Consider the following 17296-nt stretch of genomic DNA (forward strand, 5'->3'; position numbering starts at 1 on the left):
AAGCAGAAACAGTTGCGGGTTACGAATCGCCGTCAGCGGCCAGCTGGCCGCAGGCTCCGTCGATTTCCTTGCCGCGGGTGTCGCGCAGGGTCGTCGGGACCCCTAGCTCGTCGAGCCGACGCACGAAGTCCCGGGTGATCTCTTCCTCGGAGCGGGTCCACACGGAGCCGGGTACCGGGTTCAACGGAATCGGGTTCACGTGTACCCAGCCACGGCCGCGAGCGTTGAGCTTCTTGGCCAACAGTTCGGCGCGCCAGGCGTGATCGTTCATGTCCTTGATCAGCGCGTACTCGATGGAGACGCGGCGCCCGGTTTTCACGTAGTAGTCATAGGCGGCATCCAGTGCCTCGTCGACCTTCCAGCGCGAGTTCACCGGGATGAGCTCGTCACGTAGCTCATCATCCGGGGCATGCAGCGACAGCGCGAACGTCACCGGAACGTTTTCCTCGGCCAGTTTGCGGATGGCCGGAACCAGCCCCACGGTGGAGACGGTGATGCCGCGGGCGCTCATCGCCAGCCCCTCGGGGGCTTCGGCAACCATGCGGTGCACGGCGTTCATCACGCGCTTGTAGTTGGCTAGCGGCTCGCCCATGCCCATGAACACGATATTGCCTACGCGTTCCTCGGGGTGCTTCTGTCCGCCCAGCCCGCCTTCGGCGATCACCCGGTTGGCCTGCACGATCTGGTCCAGGATTTCCGCGGTGGACATGTTGCGGGTCAGCCCGGCCTGGCCGGTGGCGCAGAACGGGCAGTTCATGCCGCAACCGCACTGCGAGGAGATGCACAGGGTGATGCGGTTCGGGTAACGCATAAGCACCGATTCGACGAGCGACCCGTCGAAGAGCCGCCAGAGGAACTTGATGGTTTTACCGTCGTCGGTGGTCAGCCGCTTCACCTCGGTCAGCAGCTTCGGGAACATCGCCGAGACCAGCTCCTCGCGACCGGCCTTGGGAAGATCGCTCATGGCCTCGGGGTCGGTGGTGTAGTGCTGGAAGTAGTGCACGGAGAGCTGCTTGGCGCGGAACGCCGGAAGCCCGAGCTCCTTGAGCTTCTCCTGGCGCTCGGCCAGGGTCAGGTCTGCTAGGTGCACCGGCGGCTGCGAGACCCGACGCTTGGTGGAGAACTGCAGTTCGGGGCGGCCGTCGGCGCCCATCTGCTGCTTCCACCCCTCGGCCGTGGGGATCACCTGGGCGCGCCCTTCGGCCTTGGCCCGCGATTGAGAAATACGCAGTTGCTGGGCGCGCTGGGCGGCGGCCTGCTCCTGGCGCAGGGCCTTGCGTTCGGCCGCGGACAGTGTGGTGGAGTTGCTCGAAGTCATCTCTTCCATTGTTTCATGTCTGCGTCTAAGAGCAACGGTGAAGTTGGGCACCTTCGCGCCGGTGGGCTATTGCTGGGGCGTGAGGCAACCAAGCAGCTCCGCAAGCTGGTCCATATGGCTGAAGGTGTGTTGGGCTCCGGCGGCACGCAGGGTTTCGGGCGAGGAATGGACTGGACCGCCGGGGCAGAATCCGAGCACCGTGGCCCCGGCCGCAACTCCGGCCCGCACCCCCGAAACGGTGTCCTCGATAACCAGCGCCGTGGTCGGATCGATGCCGATCCCGGCGGCAGCTGCCAGATAGACGTCCGGAGCGGGTTTACTACGGGGTTGATCCATGCCGCTGTAGAGTTGCCCGGCGAAGAGCGGCAGCAGCCCGGTCATCTCCAATTGCATGGTGGCCTTGCCCAGGTCCGCCCCGGTGGCGCAGGCGATCCGCGAATCGAACCGGTCCGCCGCTGCGCGCACGGCCGCCGCGGCCCCATCGATGGCTTGCAGCTGAGCGCGCAGTTGGGCATCGCGGCGGGTGCGGAACTCGGCCAACCAGTCCTCGGTGATCCACACGGAACTGTGCTCGAAGATCAGCTCCCGCTGATCCCATAACGCCCGGCCGATAAATAGCTCAATGCACTCCTGTGCGGAGATCGCCCACCCCAGTTCGTGCAGCATCGTCCGCAGCACCGCATTGGTGATCGGTTCGGAGTCCACGAGTACCCCATCGCAGTCGAAAAGTACCCCGCGCACGCTGTTGCTAATTATCTGACTCATCCTTGCCTTTCCGTGCAGATACCCTACGCCAAGAGCGCTCCGAAACAACGATGTGGCGGGCGGCACATTTTTATTGATGAAATTCCCAGCTTTGGATCCTACTACTGGTCAGCTTCGCCTATTAGACTGACGGGCGGGGAAATTGGGGACCGTCATCATCGCCCGTTCGCGCTTCGGCGCGCTTCACTGACCGGAGTTATACATGTCAGGTGGAACCTCTCAGCCCGGCCGCTCGGTTACCAACCGAGTTCTCGAAATCCTTGCGGCGTTTGAACAGTCGCCCGCCCCCATCAAGGTGGCGGACATTGCGGCACATGCCGATTTACCCATTAGTTCCGCGCATCGGCTCGTCGCCGAGCTTGTCGAATGGGGTGCGCTAGAACGGCATCCGCAGGGCGGCTTGCGCCTAGGCCAGCGCATTTTCCGAATGGTTTCTAACCAGTATCCGGAAACAAAGCAGCTGGCCGGATCGGGCGTTCGCTAGCTTTCAATTCCCTCGACCATCGCGGCGGTGGTGCGGATAAAGACGCTTAACCATCCGAAACATATGGCCACCGCGACCAGTTCAAAGCCGGTCAGGTTGTAATAGTGCCAGCGGGTCCACAGCAGATTTGCCAGCACCACCGCGATGAGCGAGGCCACCGAAAACAGGTGGAAGGCTGCCGGGAAACCGGGAAACAGCAGCAGGCTGCCAGCGAAGAGCACCATCATGCCCGCCGCCGCAATGCGCACGAAGGCCGAATGCAGTGATTCGGCCGGAGCCACCGGGACCAAACCAATGAACACGACGGCGGCCGCGACCAGCAGCAGGCACCAGCGGACGAACCAGGGGCGTGGCCGAAAGACCTTCCCCCAGCGCCGAGGACGGGCCAGCACCCGCTGCCGATAGATCGCGCCGAGCCTGGCCAGGTCGCGGGTGAGGAATTCGGTGAGCGAGGCTAGCACCAGCCCGGAGACCACCAGCGTGGTGTTAAAGGTCCAGAAGGAGCCGGCCCCGGCGCGCGACGTGCCCAGCGCGGAGAACATCACCCGCCACCAGCCCAGTTCCTCGGCCAGGAGCATGCTGATGCTCACCCCGGCGACCATGAATACCCCGAGCACCCCGGCGAGGCTCGCCGCGTCGGTGCGCGCGGTGGATCCCAAGGCGATATAGCAACCGATGCCGGTGGCGGCGGCCACGAAAAGCGAACCGGCCAGGGCGTCGACGTCCAGCCCGAAAAAGGCCTGCTGCGCCAGGTAGAACAGGGTGGATAGGGCCATCACGATGCCACCGCTGTGCACGAGTACCAGACCGGTCATGGTCAGTGCCTTGCGCCAGGGCGGAATATCGGCCAACCAGGGTTCGCGGACCACGAGCAACTGTCGAAATCCCCAGACGCTGGCCGCGACCACGGCGGCGCCCGCGGTCAGCGCGGAGACCGAACCGACCGATAGCCCACCGGCCAGCGGTGGGCGTCGCCCCGCAAAGACAATCAGCGCCACGATCAAACCAAGCACACTCCCGGCGGCGCCGGCCCACAATGCGTGACGCTCGATATCGAGTTTGCTGACCTGACTGCGCACTACCCCGCCCTTTTCGCCTGTTGATCCGTCTGCACCATTATGCGGCGAGTTGCGTAATTCCAGAGAATAGGAGGCTCAGCGCGCCGGCCAGGGCAATGAGGATGACCACCGCGCGGCTGAAGGCGGGATTGATCTTCGCCGCCAGCAGATTCCCAACGGTGATGCCCAACACCATGGCGATGAGGCAGGCGGTCCAGGCCGGTCCGCTGAGCCGCGGCATCCCACCCTTGGCCAGTAGCGAGGCGGTGGCCAACACCAGAAAGTAGAGCTGCACGGAGATCGCGAATTTGGCCTGTGGCCAGCGGGTGGCTACCGCATAGCCGGCGATGGCCGGGCCGGAGACGCCGGCGGTCACCGACATGAACCCGGACAGTGCCCCGGCGCCCACCGCCAGCGCTCGGCTTTGGGCAATGGGCAGGTTGCGGATCGCAAAGCTGAGCGACAGGGCCAGCAGCACCAGCGCCGCAATCATCACGTTGAGCCAACCCGAGCCCAGATGGCCGGCCACCCATGCGCCGGGAACGGTCATCACCACCGCCGGAAGTAGCAGCAGCCCGACCTTGCGGTACTCCACCTGCCGGAAGACCTGCAGGAAGATCAGCGCCGCCGAACAGGCGCCGAGGAAATTCACCAGCATAATTCCCTCGTAGGGCCCCAGCACGAGAACGAGAAAGGGCGAAGCCACCAGGGCGAAACCCATGCCGGAGATGCGTTGGAGGGAACTGCCGAGGAAGGCCGACCCGGCCATCGCCAAGAGCGCACCGATTCCCACCCGTCGTCCACCTCCCGTACCGCATGCCTATCTCTAACCTAGCGCAACGCCCCGCCCGTCCCGGCGTCGCAAAGACGGGCGGGGCGGACGGGGCGTGCGGACTAGCTATTGGCGGCTAGCCTTGTTCGAGGTCCTGTCGCACATAGCGGGTTTCCGGACGGATGTCGTAGAAACGCGGACGACGGTTGCGAGCGCCAATGAGGAACACCGCACCCAGGATCAGGATGCCCACTCCGACCACGAACACCAGCCCCATGCCGGCCACGTGCGTGCCCGAGCCGTAGTCCGGGTCGAGCGAGTCGATCACGGTCTGTACGAACACGGCCAGCAAGGCGATGCCGCCGAGCAGCGGGGCAATGCCGCGGGTGATCAGGTTGCGCAGCGAGGCGCGCAGGGTGCGGCGGAAGTACCAGACGCAGGCAAAGGCGGTCACGCCGTAGTAGAAGCAGATCATCATGCCCAGGGCAAGGATCGTATCGTTGAGCACGTTCGTGGAAACGAAACGCATCAGCGCGTAGAAGGCGGTGGAGATCACCGCGGCGACGATGGTCGAGAACGCCGGGGTGCCGAACTTCGGGTGGATCCGGGTGAAGGCCGGCGGCAGTGCCCCGTGGTGTCCCATCGAGAGCATCGAGCGTGCCGGGGAAATCATGGTGGACTGCAGCGAGGCGGCGCAGGAGGCCAGGGTGGCCAGCGAGAGCAGGATCGCCGCCGGGCCCATCACCGGTCCGGCCAGCGAGGCGAAGACGTTGCCGATGGTTTCCGGGTTGGCCAGCCCCAGCCCCTCGGTGCCCACACCGGCGAATACGGTGGCGGCCACGGAGGTCAGCAGGTAGATGGCCAGCACGGCCACCGCGGTGAAGCCCGCGGCCACACCGGCGGTGCGCTCGCCGTTCTTGGTTTCCTCGTTCATGGTCAGGCAGACGTCCCAGCCCCAGAAGGCGAAGATCGACAGGCTCAGGCCCACCGCCATCGCGGAGAAGGAGTCGATGCCCATCGGGTTGAACCATTCGGCGGAGAACTCGACGGCCGGTCCGGCCTTGGCGAAGGCGGCGAAGGTGAACCAGAGCAGCACCAGCACCTGCAGTCCCACCAGCAGGTACTGCACGATCGAGGCGGCGTGCAGCCCGCGCACCGAAATCCAGGTGGCGCCGAGCATGAAGACCAGGCAGGTGGCGACGTTGATCCAGGGGTTCGTGGCCAGGTCGGCCAGCTCGGGGCGCCCGAAGGCCTGCCCGAGGAACAGGTAGAAGAAGTCCACGGCCACACCGGCCAGGTTGGAGAGCACGATGATATTGGCGGCGAGCATGCCCCAACCGCCCATCCAGCCGGCGCGCGGACCAAAGGCCCGCCACACCCAGGTGAAGGTCGTGCCATTATCGGGCATCGCCCGGTTCAGCTCGCGGTAGCCCAGGGCCACCAGGAACATGGGGATGAAGCCGACGATGAAGATCGCTGGCAGGTGGGTGCCCACGGCTTCGGCGGTGGGACCCAGGGTGCTGGCCACCACGTAGCTCGGGGCGATGGTCGAGACGCCGATGACGATGGCGGTGAACAGGCCGATCTGCCCGGCGGTCAGCCCCTTGCCGGTCTTGGTGACCGGCTCGGTGCTCAGCTTGCTGGTGTTGGTCGTTGAATTCATCGGGTTGGTACCTGTTGGGTGATGCAGTGGATTCCGCCACCGCGGGCGTACAGTTCGGTTGCGTCCACCGAGACGACCTCGCGTCCCGGGTACACCTCGGCGAGGATGCCGGCGGCGACCTCGTCGTTCGGGTCGTTGAAGGCGCAGGCGATCACCCCGTCGTTGGTGACCAGGTGGTTGATGTAGGAGTAATCCACCCAGCCTTCCTCGTCCTTAAGCACCGTCGGGGCCGGGACCGGCACGAGCTTCAGAGCTCGCCCGCGGGCGTCGGTGGCGTTCTCCAGAATCGAGCGCACCTCGGCGGAGATCGCGAAGTCCGGATGGGTGTCATCCTGCTGATCGTGATAGAGCACGACGCCGGGGGCCGGGAAGCAGGCGACGATATCCACGTGCCCGCGGGTGCCGAACTCCTCGTTATCGCGCGTTAGTCCACGGTTGAGCCAGATGACCTTCTCGGTGCCCAGCAGGCGGGCGAACTCGGCCTCGATCTGTTCCTCGGTGGCCTGCGGGTTGCGCCCCGGATCCAGCTGCACGCTGCGCGTTGCCAGAATGGTGCCCTCGCCGTCGACGTGGATGCCACCGCCCTCGTTGGTGATGCTGGAGGGCAACACGGGGACGTTGCTCAGCGCCGCCACCTCGTTGGCGATCTTGCTGTCCTTGTCCCAGCTGGCCCACTCCTGAGCGCCCCAGCCGTTGAAGTTCCAGTTCACCGCGGCCAGCTCCCCTGAGGCGCCGCGCACGAAGGTCGGCCCGATGTCGCGCATCCAGGCGTCGTTGAGCTCGCGGAATTCGTAGTCCACCGCGTCGCCCAGGTGGCGGCGTGCCTCGGCCTCGGCGGCCGGGTCGACGACCATGGTGACCGGAGTAAAGCGGGCCACGGCACGGGCGACATTAGCCCAAGTGGTGCGGGCGGCTTCGGCCTGTTCCTCGGTATCTCCCAGCGTGTAACCGCTCGACGGGAAGGCCATGTAGATCCGCTCGTGGGCAGCGGTTTCTGCAGGCATGAAGTAGGTGCTCATGGATGCTGTTCCTCATCGGTGGCGGCCTAGCGCCGCCCCGGGGCCAGTAGGTCGCCACACTGCACGGTGATCGCCGGCACGGGTGGTCATGACCTAAATAACGAATATGATTCGTTTTCTACGATACGGCCCATGGAACGTGAGCACAAGCACTTAAAAGAATTAAGTTCATTATTAGTTCACCGTGGAACTTCCGCCTTCGCTTCGAGGCCTTCAAACCACCAACAGCCGTATCAATTACGCCCTAGGTGACCGCTCAGCTCTCCCAAAACCTGCTCAATAGCCCGCGCCGAACGCCGATGCGCGGCTCCGGGATCCGCATGATATTTTCCCTCGCCGAAAAGCTCCACGGTCAGCAGCCCGGCGTATCCACCGGCCACCAAATCGCGCAGGATCCCGCGCAGATCGAGCCACCCATCACCCCAGGCCAAATGCCCGGCGGGTCTGCCATCGATCAGGTGCACATGCCACAATCGGTCCCCGACGCTTCGCCAATAGTCCTCCACACTTTCGCCAGCCACCGCCATGGCCACGGTATCCAGCGTGACCCCCAAATTCGGCGCACGCACCGCCTCGAGCATCGCGGCGGTCTGCCCGGCGGTGGTCACGAGGTTCGATTCGCTGGGTTGCAAGGGTTCGAGCACACAACGCAACCCCAGCTCGTGGGCGTAACCGCAGATCTCGGCGAGCGCCTCGGCACTGCGCGCAAAGCCCCGTTCGGGCTCCTCGAGGGCTGAGCCGCAGCCGGCGGTCAGAAACAACAACTCGGCACCAAGCTCGGCCGCAAGCTGCGCGGCCCGGCGAAATCCGCGCAGGCTGTGCCGCCGAAGGTCACGGTCCGGGGAGGCGATGTTGACCGGATAGCTGACCTGCTCCGGAGTCAGGCATCGAATGCGCAACCCGTAGTCGGCGGCTTGGGCGCATAGCGCCCGAGCCTGCGCATCGCTGAGCCAGGGAAGGTGCGCATGCCCGACAATCCCCCACAACTCAAAGTCGGTGCGCCCCGCGGCGGCCATCTGCGCAAAGCAATGCCGCAGCGGGTACCGCTGATAGCCGAAGTTGCTTCCGGCGATCACCGGCAGCGCACCGGTCATTTGCCGACTCCCTCGCTCAGACCCTTGACGAAGTAGCGCTGGCTGGCGAAGAACAGCACCAGTACCGGGATCGCCGCGATGGCCATTCCGGCGAAGACCACCGGATAGTCGGTGCCATGCTTGCTCATCAGGCTGGTCAGCCCCACCGGTAGTGGTTCGACGCCGGTGCCGTTGGTGAAGACCATCGCGAAAATGTACTCGTTCCATGCGAACAGCACATGCAACAGAACCGTGGAGACCAGAATCGGGGTGCACATCGGCAGGATGATGTGCCAGAAGGTCTTCCAGCGGCTGGCCCCGTCCATCTCCGCCGCCTCGTCGATCTCGAAGGGCAGATCGATCATGTAGGCGCGAATCAAGAAGGTGGTGAACGGGATGCGGAAAGCCGTGTAGAGAATCAGCAACGCCCAGAAGGTGTTGTACAGCCCCAGCGCCTGCATCAGCTTCACCAACGGCACCAGTGCCACGGTGGGGGCGAGCATGAGCCCGCCGAGAATGAATCCGGTCCAGAACTTCGAGAACGGGATTTTCACCCGGCTCAGCCCATAGGCGGCCCAGGCGGAGATGAACACCGTGGCGATCGTCGAGGTAACGGTCACCAGCACGCTGGTGGTCACGTAGTTGCTGACCCCGCGGTTCCAGGCGTTGACGTAGTTCTGCCAGCTGAACTGCTGTGGCAGGGCGAAGGGGTTGGCGAACAGCTCGCTATTGGTTTTGAAACCGTTGAGCAGCATCCAGAGCAGCGGGTAGATCACGATCACTGCCAGACCCAGCAGGAAGGTCCAGGCGAAGACCCGACCGATCACCGCGAAGAAATAGCCCTTGCTTACCATTGCACTCTCCTGCGCTTGGTGTACCACATCTGAACCAGGCCGATCGAAATCGTCACCACGAAGATCACCGTCGCAATGGCCGCGGCATAGCCGAAGTCATTGCGCGAGAAACCGTTGTGATAGAGCCACGTGCCCAGAACCTGAGTGGAGTTATTCGGCCCACCGCTGGTCATCACCATCACCTCGTTGAAGACCTGAAAGGCCCCGGAGATCGTCACGATCACCATGAGTCCGGACATCTCGCGCACCAGTGGCACAGTGATGGTGAAGAACTGACGCACCGGACCGATCCCGTCAATTTCGGCGGCCTCGTAGAGCTCGCGCGGAATACGCTGGATGGCTACCGCGAAGAGCAGCGTGCTGTAGCCAAAACCCTGCCACTGGCTCATCATGATGATCCCGAGCATCGCGGTCGATTCCTGGCCCAGCCACGGCTGGGCCAAGGCGCCGAGGTTGACCGCCTCGAGCAAGTGGTTGAGCATGCCGAGCTTCGGCTCATAGATGAAGTAGAACAGCAGGCCCGCGACGGTCAGCGAGATGGCCGAGGGGACGAAGTAGATCGCCCGTAACGCCCGGCGCAGGCGTTCGCTACGTCGAGACTCGATGACCACCGCCAACAACAGCGCCCCGGCCACTTGGAAGATCAGTGAAAGTCCGGCGTAGAGCAGGTTGTTCAGCAGCGAGCGGTGGAATACCGGATCGGTGGCCAGCCGACTGAAGTTCTCCAGCCCCACAAATTCCTGCGTGCCGGTATACACATCCCACTCGGTCATCGAGAAGGCGAAGTTCTGCACCAACGGCCAATAGACGAAGGAGAGCAGAATCAGCACCGCCGGGGCCAACCAGAGCAGGCCGCGTGGGCTCAGCCGGCGACTGAAAAGGGCCGGGCTGGGCCGCCCGCTCCGCCGCGCCGGCGCACCGCTGGGGTGGCGCCGCGGCGGAGCGCTATGCGTCAGGGTCATCACGGCACCTACTTAGCCGATTCGCTGGCCGCGCGGACCGAATCGATAACCTCGGCCGGGGTGCTACTGCCACTGGTCAGCGCCTCTCCACCGGCCAACCAGGCGTCGGCCACCTCCGGCACGGTGACGGTATCCAGCCAAATCACCAGTTGTGAGGCCTCGTTGACCTTCTCGATTCCCTCAAAGACGGCCTTCGAGGAGGTCTCTTCGGTCACCGCGCCCTTCACGGCACTCGGCTGGCCATATGGCGTGGCGGAGAGGGTCTGCGCGTTCTGCGTATTCGTCGCGAACTTCATGAAGTCCGCCGCCAGGGCGGCCTGCGGCGAGCGGGCGTTGATCATATAGCCCTCGGGGGAACCCTCAATGGCCGCGGGGTCTCCGGCGGCATCGGCCGGAGCGGGTAGCGCGAAGATGCCGAACTTCTCCGGGTCGAGCTTCTTCTCTCCGGCCACGGAGTCGAATTCGAGCACCTCTTGGTAGTACATCGCGGCACGTTCGCCGGAGAAGGCTTCCTGTGCGGTGGTGTACAGCACGCCGTTGGACCCGGCACCGGTGTCGGTGCAGGAATCGACCAACTGCTTGTACTGTTCGAGCGCGGTGGCATAGCCCGGGTCCTGCCAAGAGGCGGTCTGCGGGTCAAAGTCGGCGTGCAGCACCTCGGCGGGGACGTTGTAGGCGAAGAGCTGGCCTAGGTAGTGCAGCCCGGGCCAGCCGTCCTTGTTGCCGAAGGCGATCGGCTCGTACCCGGCCTTGCGCAGCGGCTCGCAGCTGGAGATGAGTTCGTCGAAGTTCGTGGGGACGTCGACTCCGGCCTTTTCGAAGGCGGCCTTGTTGTAGCCCATGAACTTGCCGTTGTTGTACAGCGGGATTCCGTAGTATTTCCCATCCACGGCGAATGCATCCAGCGAGGCCTCACCGAAGCTACTACCCCATTCGGTCTCCGGGGCGATGACTTCGCTTAGGTCGGCGGCCAGCCCACCGTTGACGTAGTTCTCCTGCCAGTTTCCGGCCCAGGTGAAGTACACATCGGGCAGCGCCTGTGAGGCGGTGAGCGTGCGAATCTTGTCCTTGATGGACTGGTCGGTTTCCTGAATCAGCTCGATGCTGACACCGGGGTGCTCCTTCTGGTAGGCGGCGGCCACATCTTCGAAGTAAGCCTCGAGCGGCTCACCGGCGAATTTGGTCAAGACGCTAATGCTTCCGTTGTAGTCCGGTTCGGCGGTGAGGTCCGCCGCGGGTGCCGCCGCGGGGCTACCGCCCGAACATGCGCTCAAGGCCAGGGCCGATGCCGCGACCAGCGCGGCCATCTGTGTGCGGGGAAACTTCATGAAAATGCTCCTCTTCTCGCCCGAGTGCCGGCGCCTGCCGCTCGGAGCAATGAATAACTTGGATGCGAATATACACACTTTCTGATACCGGTACCAGAGTTTTGTTGAATTTTTCCTCGCGCCAGCCCTAGCGCCACTATCCCCTCGAAAATTTCCCCTATAAACACAATGAATAACGGGTGGTTAAGCGGGAAAATCTACGGCACCCCACCCTTGACGCGACCACTTTGGGCATGCAAGCATTATTCGCACCTGATACCGGTACCAGATAGGTCACCATCTCACGAGGATCTGTGAAAGGATCACCGCATATGCTCGGCTTCAACGAATCCGAATTCCGCACCCAAATTGCCAGTGCCGTAGCCCTCCGCCCGGAGATCGAAGCACATCTCGATACGCTCCTGAGCACCGGCATCGACAACGTATTGCTCATCGGCTCGGGCGGCACCTATGCCCAAATGTGGCCCTATGAGTTCCTAGCCCGCCGCACCTCCACGCTGCCGGTGCAGGCCCTAATCGCCGCCGAGCTGGTAGAAACCGGTAACGCACTGATCAGCGAACGCACCCTGGCCGTGTTCACCTCGGTCTCCGGCACCACCGACGACGTGGTGCGCGCCATTGACTATGTCGCAGCGCGCGGCGCACAGACCGTCTCCTTCACCGGTCACGCCGACAGCCCCATCGCCGAAAAGGTCGACAAGGCCTTCACCTCCGAACCGAAAACCTGGCCCTTCGACATGCAGATGTTGTTACTGGTGGGCAACATCCTGCACCGCCGCGGCGATTTCGCACACTACCCGGTACTGGCCGATGAGCTCCGCCAGTTGCCGGACGCCCTGGTTGCTGCCGCGCAACAGGCCGAAGCGCAGGCCATCGACTTTGCCGAGAAGAACAAGGACACCGACTATCACTTCCTGATCGGCGGTGGCCCTCTCTGGGGCTTCACCTACCTGTACTCGATGTGCATCCTCGAAGAAATGCAGTGGCTGAAGACCACCCGCGTGCACAGCGCCGAGTTCTTCCACGGCTCACTCGAGCTGCTCGAGGAAGACACCTCGGTCATCATCTTCCAGGGTGAAGACGACACCCGGCCTCTGACCGACCGCGCAGAGGACTTCGCCAAGCGCATCACCTCGAACGTCAGCGTCTTCGATACCCGCAACTACGAGCTCGCCGGGTTCAGCGCCGAGAGCCGGGCGTTGATCGCCCCCATCGTGCTCGACACCGTGATGGGCCGAGTCAGCAAGCACCTCGAGCGCGTGCGCGAACACTCGCTGGACCTGCGCCGCTACTACCGGGTGATGGAGTACTAAACACACCCGCGCGGCCCCGCTCCCCGGCGGGGCCGCGAGCACACACCTCTTACTGCGAAGGAGATCCCCCGATGCGCGTGCTCGGCCTGGGCGATAACATTATCGACCGCTTCATCGACCGTCAGGTCGACTACCCCGGCGGCAACGCCGTTAATGTGGCGGTGTTCGCCCGGCGTCACGGCGCCGAATCGGCCTACCTCGGAGTCTTCGGAGACGACGAGCTCGCCGGCTTTCTGCGCGGTTGCCTCGAGGCCGAAGGGGTGGACACCTCGCGCAGCCAGGTCAAGCACGGGGCCACCGGGATCTCTCGGCTCCACGTGGTCGATTCCGAACGCGTCTTCCTAGGCTGGAACGGCGGCGGGGTCACGGTCTCCGATCCACTGGAACTCGACGCGGAACTCCTAGCCTATATTTCCGGCTTCGATCTGGCGCATTCCAGCGTCTATTCCGGGCTCGAATCCCAGCTCGCGGCGCTGCGCGAGACCAACACCCTGGTCAGCTTCGACTTCTCCAGCGAACCCGAATACCGCAGCGCCGAGTATCTGACCCGAGTGGCACCGCTCGTGGACCTCGCCCTGGTCTCCTGCGGCGAGCTGCCACCCGAGCAAGCCGATGAACTGTTGCGCAACATCCACGCGGCCGGTGCACCGCTGGTTCTGGGCACCTGCGGGACCGCCGGCTCCCGGCTTTTCGACGGCAGCCAGATCCTCACGCACCCGGCACACCTGCACCAAGACCCCACACAGCTACGCGACACCATGGGGTGCGGGGACGCCGCGCTGGCCGGCTTCGCCACCTCGCTGTTGGCCGATGGCTGGTCGCGGCGGCAACGTCCGACCCTCGAAGCGCTGCGGCGCGGCCTTGAGCGGGCGGCCGAGGCGGCGAAGGGGCAGTGCACCGTGGAGGCGGCCTTCGCCCATCCGCGCAGCTGGCGCGATGAAACGCTGCCAGTAAGATGAGGGTAAGACCCACGAGCACGGGAGTAGCCCCCTAATGCCGCAACCGCGAACCGGTGCCCCAACGATTTCCGATGTGGCCCGCGAGGCCGGAGTTGGCCGCGCCACGGCCGCGCGCACCCTCGGCGGCTACGGTTATGTCAGCCCGGCCATGCAGGATAAAGTGCTGGCCGCCGCCGAACGCCTCGGCTACCGAACCAACGCCCTGGCCCGCAGCATGTCCACCGGCGTCACCCACACCATCGGGGTGATCATCGCCGATATTGGCAACCCCTTCTTCGCCGGGGTCATGCGCGGCATTTCCGATACCGCACGCGCCCGCGGGGTCGACACCCTGGTCATCAGCTCTCACGAAGACTTGGCCGAGGAAGTGTCGGCGATGAATACGCTGATCAATAAGCGGGTGGATGGCATCATCATCTCCACCTCGGCGCGTACCGCCGCCGGGGCCGGACATATCAGCGCCGCCGCCGCGCAGGGCATCCCGGTGGTCCTGGTGGACCGCGCGATTCCCGAACTGGGACTGAATGAGGTGGTCATCGATAATCGCGCCGCGGCACGCCTGGCGGTCAGCGAGCTGATCGCCGCCGGCCACCAACGCGTCGGCTTCGTCTGGGGCCCACCGAGCGCCCACCGTCCGACGGTGCGCCGCGAGCTCGTCGATGCCTCGGCCAATAATCTCTTCACCGAGGGCGAGCGTCTCGAAGGCTATTTGGATGCCCTGGACGATGCGGGCCTACCCTGCGATCTCGACCTGGTGATGGTGGGCGAAAAGACCGCCGAACATGCCAAGGCCGAGGTCACCCGGATGCTCGAACTCGCGCAACCACCCACCGCCCTATTCTGCACCGAATCCGATGCCATCGTCGGCGCCCTGCGCGCCATCCGGCAGGCTCGACTGCGTGTGCCGGAAGATATGTCGCTCATCGGCTTCGACGACAACCCCTGGGCCGAGGTGATGGACCCACCACTGAGCATGATCGCCCAACCCATGCATGAACTCGGCGCCCGGGCGGCCGATAAGCTCTTCGAACGTATCGACAGCCCCACCCATGCGGCCGAGCGCATCACCCTAGACACCGGGCTGATTCGCCGCGATTCGGTACAAGCGCGCAGCCACCAGACCAACTAGCCGGCTCTTGTTCCCTCGACCTCGCAGGTCACCGAGGCGGCAACGCCTAACAACCCACCGTTGCGCAACAGTACGCGGTGGGCAGAGGTCACCGATACCCATTCGCTCGACGGGTACTTATAGAACGTCTCGACGGTGACGTTCAGCCGGTCGATACGCCCAATGGAGAGGCTCAGCAGCCCCTCAAGCAGGGTCGTCGTGAAGGTCATCTGCGTATTGGTGGTGAAATCCTGGCGCACCGCACTGTATCCCTCGAATTGCGAGGTCACCCGGTACCGGATGGAGCTGACACCCGGCGGCACCGTGGCCGCCGGCCAGCTCAGTTGCGCCCGTGCGCCCAATAGGTTCGGGATGTTCGTGCAGGTCGTACTCGCCGGTCCGGGCAACTGCACAGCACCCACGGTGCCGGCATCGGCCACCTGACTGTGCTGCCAGGTCGCCTGCGTCGGACCGACCACGCCAAGCGCCGCCAAGGCCAGGCAGGCGACCGCGGCCAGCGCGGCACGATACCTCATCGTCGTGCCCTTCGACCCTGCGGGCGCGGCCAAAAAGCCCAGGTCACCAGCCCCGCGGCCAGCACACTGAGCACTCCGAGCACCGCCGGGCGCTGGAAGAACACCACCACGTGGGCCAGCTCCGGCACGCTCCCGCGCACAATCCGCACCTCGCTCACCCGGTAGGGTTCGGGGTCGTTCTGCTCGTTGGCATCCCCGCGCAGGGTCAGCTCAACCATTGTCCCCGTGCCCGGCTCCTTCTCGACGATTCGGTGGGTGATCGGCAGCTTTCCGGGACGTTCCACGGTCACCACATCTCCCACCGACACCTCCGCGGCGGGTACCTGTTGCACCAAGGCCACCGAGCCGGCCGGAATCGTCGGGGACATCGAACCGGTGGAAAACATGATCAGCGAGAGCGACTGGGTTTTGGCGATAATCACCAGCACGATGCAGATCAGTCCGAGCCCCGCGAGCAACCACAGCAAGATGTCCCCGAGCGCCCCGGGGACCCTAGCCCAACTCCACCGCCTGCCGGAGGAAGCTGAACTCATTCGCTGCTCCCGGTCACCGTGAGGGTGAGCCCCACCGTGGCCCCCTGCACGCTGGAGGGGACGTTGTCGGCCACCATGCGCAGATCGAGGCAGTACTTCACGAGGTTGCCGCGCGCCGCCTGCACCTGCTGATTTCCGGTGATCACCGGGTCGGCGTCCATGGCCCGCCAGGCGCCGGAGGCAATGGTGCGCGAGGCGCAGGAGGTGCCGATGCTCACCGACTCCAGAGAGTACTGCAGATAGCTGGGCAGCGAACCGGTTTTCGAGGTGGGCACCAACGCCAGCTTCGGCACCAACGCGCCGCCGACGGTACTGGCCGAGGTGGTACGCACCAGAAAGCTGGCAGTTTTCCGCGCGCCGGGGCTCAACGCCGCGGCGTCGAGATTCAGCTGCGCGGCCGCACCCTGCGGGTAATCGGCCCAGCCGGTGGAACCGGTGGCATCCACCGTGCTTTCCAGCGCAAAAATACTGGTGCCCACCGAGCTCTGGGCATACTGCGAGGAGGTCCACGCGGCCAGGGTCGTTGCCGCCCCGACCCCGAGCACCAGTCCTCCGGCTAGTACGGCGGCCACGCGCCGACCCGTCAGACGGGCCCGGCGCGTGGCCTTCGTGCTAGTTGTCAGCCTGTGTTGCGGCAAATTCCCACACCACGCTCGTGGTCTGACCCGGCGTCAGGTCCGCCTGCGCGCCGGCGCTGACGGTGAAGCACAGGTTGACCGGGGCACCGGCGGCGGTATCGGCGCCCTGGCTCAACGACAGCGGGCTGGTCTGTACGCCGTCGGCGGTGGCCAGCGCACGGGTGCCGACCCAGCCGGTCTGCGTACCGTTGGCGCAGTCGGGGGTGCTGGACTGAGTGATGGTGTAGCTCAAACCGGCGTTCGGGGAGCTCACCTCGGTGTTCAGCACCACGGTTGCATCCACCGTGGTATCGCTCGAGAGCCGCACCGCGTAGGGAGCGGTCACCGATTCACCGGGCGCCAGGTTCAGCGACTCGATGCCGAAGCTCAGCGTGGCCGGGGAGGATTCGGGGTGGTTGGCGAAGTCGGTGGCGTTGGTGCTGCCCTCGAGCACCATATTGCCGGTGCCGAAGGTGCCAGCGGCGAAGTCCGAGCTGTTCCATGCGGCCAGAGTGGCGGCAACGCCGAGACCCAGCACCACACCGCCTGCCATAATCGCGCGGACCTTCTTGCTTCGCTGTGAACGAGTGCTACCCATTGATGTCTTGCCTTTCGCGGACAATGAGAAATGTACGGGCAGAAATCAACGCGCCGTCATTTGATGATACGCACAGCGTAACCAGCGCCCGCGCGATACACCATACTCCTTGAGGATGACAAAGTCAGTGGTAGTGACCGACGGCCGCATATGCCGCTTTACGACTATTTCGCAACGTGACGACGCACCACGCAGTAGCGGTCACAAACCATCCTCAAACCAGTCCAGAAAGTTGAACAGCTGTTCAGAAATTTTCGAGAAACCGTTGACTTTAAGGTGATCTAGAGCACAAAGTATTCGTACGGCCGATCAATTTCTCGCCAACCCGCCTCAGGG

At 64.5% G+C, this 17296-nt stretch carries 18 protein-coding genes; 4 read left to right on the forward strand and 14 right to left on the reverse strand.

The features are described from left to right. Nucleotides 1–19 precede the first annotated feature (19 nt). The gene (gene rlmN / locus ACYU0X_RS15255) at nucleotides 20–1318 is read right to left on the reverse strand and encodes a dual-specificity RNA methyltransferase RlmN (protein ID WP_418907608.1); all 1299 of its coding nucleotides are present in this window, start codon (nucleotides 1316–1318) and stop codon (nucleotides 20–22) included. 66 nt (nucleotides 1319–1384) lie between these two features. Beyond that, on the reverse strand, nucleotides 1385–2083 hold the full coding sequence (locus tag ACYU0X_RS15260; RefSeq protein ID WP_461901581.1) for an HAD family hydrolase: 699 nt from the start codon (nucleotides 2081–2083) through the stop codon (nucleotides 1385–1387). 202 nt (nucleotides 2084–2285) lie between these two features. Here ACYU0X_RS15260 and ACYU0X_RS15265 point away from each other — a divergent pair, with 202 nt between their 5' ends. Beyond that, entirely contained in the window at nucleotides 2286–2567 is a 282-nt protein-coding gene (locus tag ACYU0X_RS15265; RefSeq protein ID WP_309409637.1) for a helix-turn-helix domain-containing protein, read from the forward strand. On the opposite strand, the gene ACYU0X_RS15270 is transcribed toward ACYU0X_RS15265, so the two are convergent. From ACYU0X_RS15270 to ACYU0X_RS15305, 8 genes are all read right to left on the reverse strand, one after another. Next, a complete protein-coding gene (locus ACYU0X_RS15270; RefSeq protein ID WP_461901582.1) occupies nucleotides 2564–3646 on the reverse strand; it encodes a hypothetical protein in 1083 nt (360 codons plus the stop codon). The two genes, ACYU0X_RS15265 and ACYU0X_RS15270, sit on opposite strands and share 4 nt — an antisense overlap. Nucleotides 3647–3683: 37 nt before the next feature. Then, nucleotides 3684–4418 (reverse strand): TSUP family transporter, encoded by a 735-nt coding sequence (locus ACYU0X_RS15275; RefSeq protein WP_461901583.1) that lies wholly within the window; start codon nucleotides 4416–4418, stop codon nucleotides 3684–3686. A gap of 115 nt (nucleotides 4419–4533) precedes the next feature. Continuing rightward, nucleotides 4534–6060: an APC family permease gene (locus ACYU0X_RS15280; protein ID WP_461901584.1), complete on the reverse strand. Its 1527-nt coding sequence runs from the start codon at nucleotides 6058–6060 to the stop codon at nucleotides 4534–4536. Next, the gene (locus ACYU0X_RS15285) at nucleotides 6057–7079 is read right to left on the reverse strand and encodes an agmatine deiminase family protein (RefSeq protein WP_461901585.1); all 1023 of its coding nucleotides are present in this window, start codon (nucleotides 7077–7079) and stop codon (nucleotides 6057–6059) included. The genes ACYU0X_RS15280 and ACYU0X_RS15285 overlap by 4 nt, the downstream gene beginning before the upstream one ends. A 233-nt stretch (nucleotides 7080–7312) precedes the next feature. Next, nucleotides 7313–8173: a sugar phosphate isomerase/epimerase family protein gene (locus tag ACYU0X_RS15290; RefSeq protein ID WP_461901586.1), complete on the reverse strand. Its 861-nt coding sequence runs from the start codon at nucleotides 8171–8173 to the stop codon at nucleotides 7313–7315. Beyond that, nucleotides 8170–9006 (reverse strand): carbohydrate ABC transporter permease, encoded by an 837-nt coding sequence (locus ACYU0X_RS15295; RefSeq protein WP_309409647.1) that lies wholly within the window; start codon nucleotides 9004–9006, stop codon nucleotides 8170–8172. Before ACYU0X_RS15295 ends, ACYU0X_RS15290 begins: the two co-directional genes overlap by 4 nt. Beyond that, entirely contained in the window at nucleotides 9000–9968 is a 969-nt protein-coding gene (locus tag ACYU0X_RS15300) for a carbohydrate ABC transporter permease (RefSeq protein ID WP_461901587.1), read from the reverse strand. Before ACYU0X_RS15300 ends, ACYU0X_RS15295 begins: the two co-directional genes overlap by 7 nt. A gap of 8 nt (nucleotides 9969–9976) precedes the next feature. After that, nucleotides 9977–11296 (reverse strand): ABC transporter substrate-binding protein, encoded by a 1320-nt coding sequence (locus ACYU0X_RS15305; protein WP_461901588.1) that lies wholly within the window; start codon nucleotides 11294–11296, stop codon nucleotides 9977–9979. A 311-nt stretch (nucleotides 11297–11607) separates the two neighbouring features. Here ACYU0X_RS15305 and ACYU0X_RS15310 point away from each other — a divergent pair, with 311 nt between their 5' ends. The 3 genes from ACYU0X_RS15310 to ACYU0X_RS15320 all read left to right on the forward strand — a co-directional run bounded on the left by ACYU0X_RS15310 (nucleotide 11608) and on the right by ACYU0X_RS15320 (nucleotide 14697). Then, the gene (locus ACYU0X_RS15310; protein WP_461901589.1) at nucleotides 11608–12609 is read left to right on the forward strand and encodes an SIS domain-containing protein; all 1002 of its coding nucleotides are present in this window, start codon (nucleotides 11608–11610) and stop codon (nucleotides 12607–12609) included. A 71-nt stretch (nucleotides 12610–12680) separates the two neighbouring features. Then, nucleotides 12681–13568, forward strand: coding sequence for a PfkB family carbohydrate kinase (locus ACYU0X_RS15315; protein WP_461901590.1), 888 nt, complete (start codon nucleotides 12681–12683; stop codon nucleotides 13566–13568). A gap of 34 nt (nucleotides 13569–13602) precedes the next feature. Beyond that, nucleotides 13603–14697 carry a LacI family DNA-binding transcriptional regulator gene (locus tag ACYU0X_RS15320; RefSeq protein ID WP_461901591.1) on the forward strand — a complete coding sequence of 365 codons (1095 nt, stop codon included), beginning with the start codon at nucleotides 13603–13605 and terminating at the stop codon, nucleotides 14695–14697. On the opposite strand, the gene ACYU0X_RS15325 is transcribed toward ACYU0X_RS15320, so the two are convergent. The 4 genes from ACYU0X_RS15325 to ACYU0X_RS15340 are packed head-to-tail and all read right to left on the reverse strand — an operon-like array spanning nucleotide 14694 to nucleotide 16960. Further along, nucleotides 14694–15212: a hypothetical protein gene (locus ACYU0X_RS15325; protein WP_461901592.1), complete on the reverse strand. Its 519-nt coding sequence runs from the start codon at nucleotides 15210–15212 to the stop codon at nucleotides 14694–14696. The two genes, ACYU0X_RS15320 and ACYU0X_RS15325, sit on opposite strands and share 4 nt — an antisense overlap. Continuing rightward, the gene (locus tag ACYU0X_RS15330; RefSeq protein ID WP_461901593.1) at nucleotides 15209–15745 is read right to left on the reverse strand and encodes a signal peptidase I; all 537 of its coding nucleotides are present in this window, start codon (nucleotides 15743–15745) and stop codon (nucleotides 15209–15211) included. Before ACYU0X_RS15330 ends, ACYU0X_RS15325 begins: the two co-directional genes overlap by 4 nt. Next, a complete protein-coding gene (locus ACYU0X_RS15335; RefSeq protein ID WP_461901594.1) occupies nucleotides 15742–16317 on the reverse strand; it encodes a hypothetical protein in 576 nt (191 codons plus the stop codon). The genes ACYU0X_RS15330 and ACYU0X_RS15335 overlap by 4 nt, the downstream gene beginning before the upstream one ends. A gap of 40 nt (nucleotides 16318–16357) precedes the next feature. Then, the gene (locus ACYU0X_RS15340) at nucleotides 16358–16960 is read right to left on the reverse strand and encodes a SipW-dependent-type signal peptide-containing protein (protein WP_461901595.1); all 603 of its coding nucleotides are present in this window, start codon (nucleotides 16958–16960) and stop codon (nucleotides 16358–16360) included. Between the last annotated feature and the right edge of the window lie 336 nt (nucleotides 16961–17296).

It is taken from the genome of Glutamicibacter sp. X7 (genome assembly GCF_054889245.1).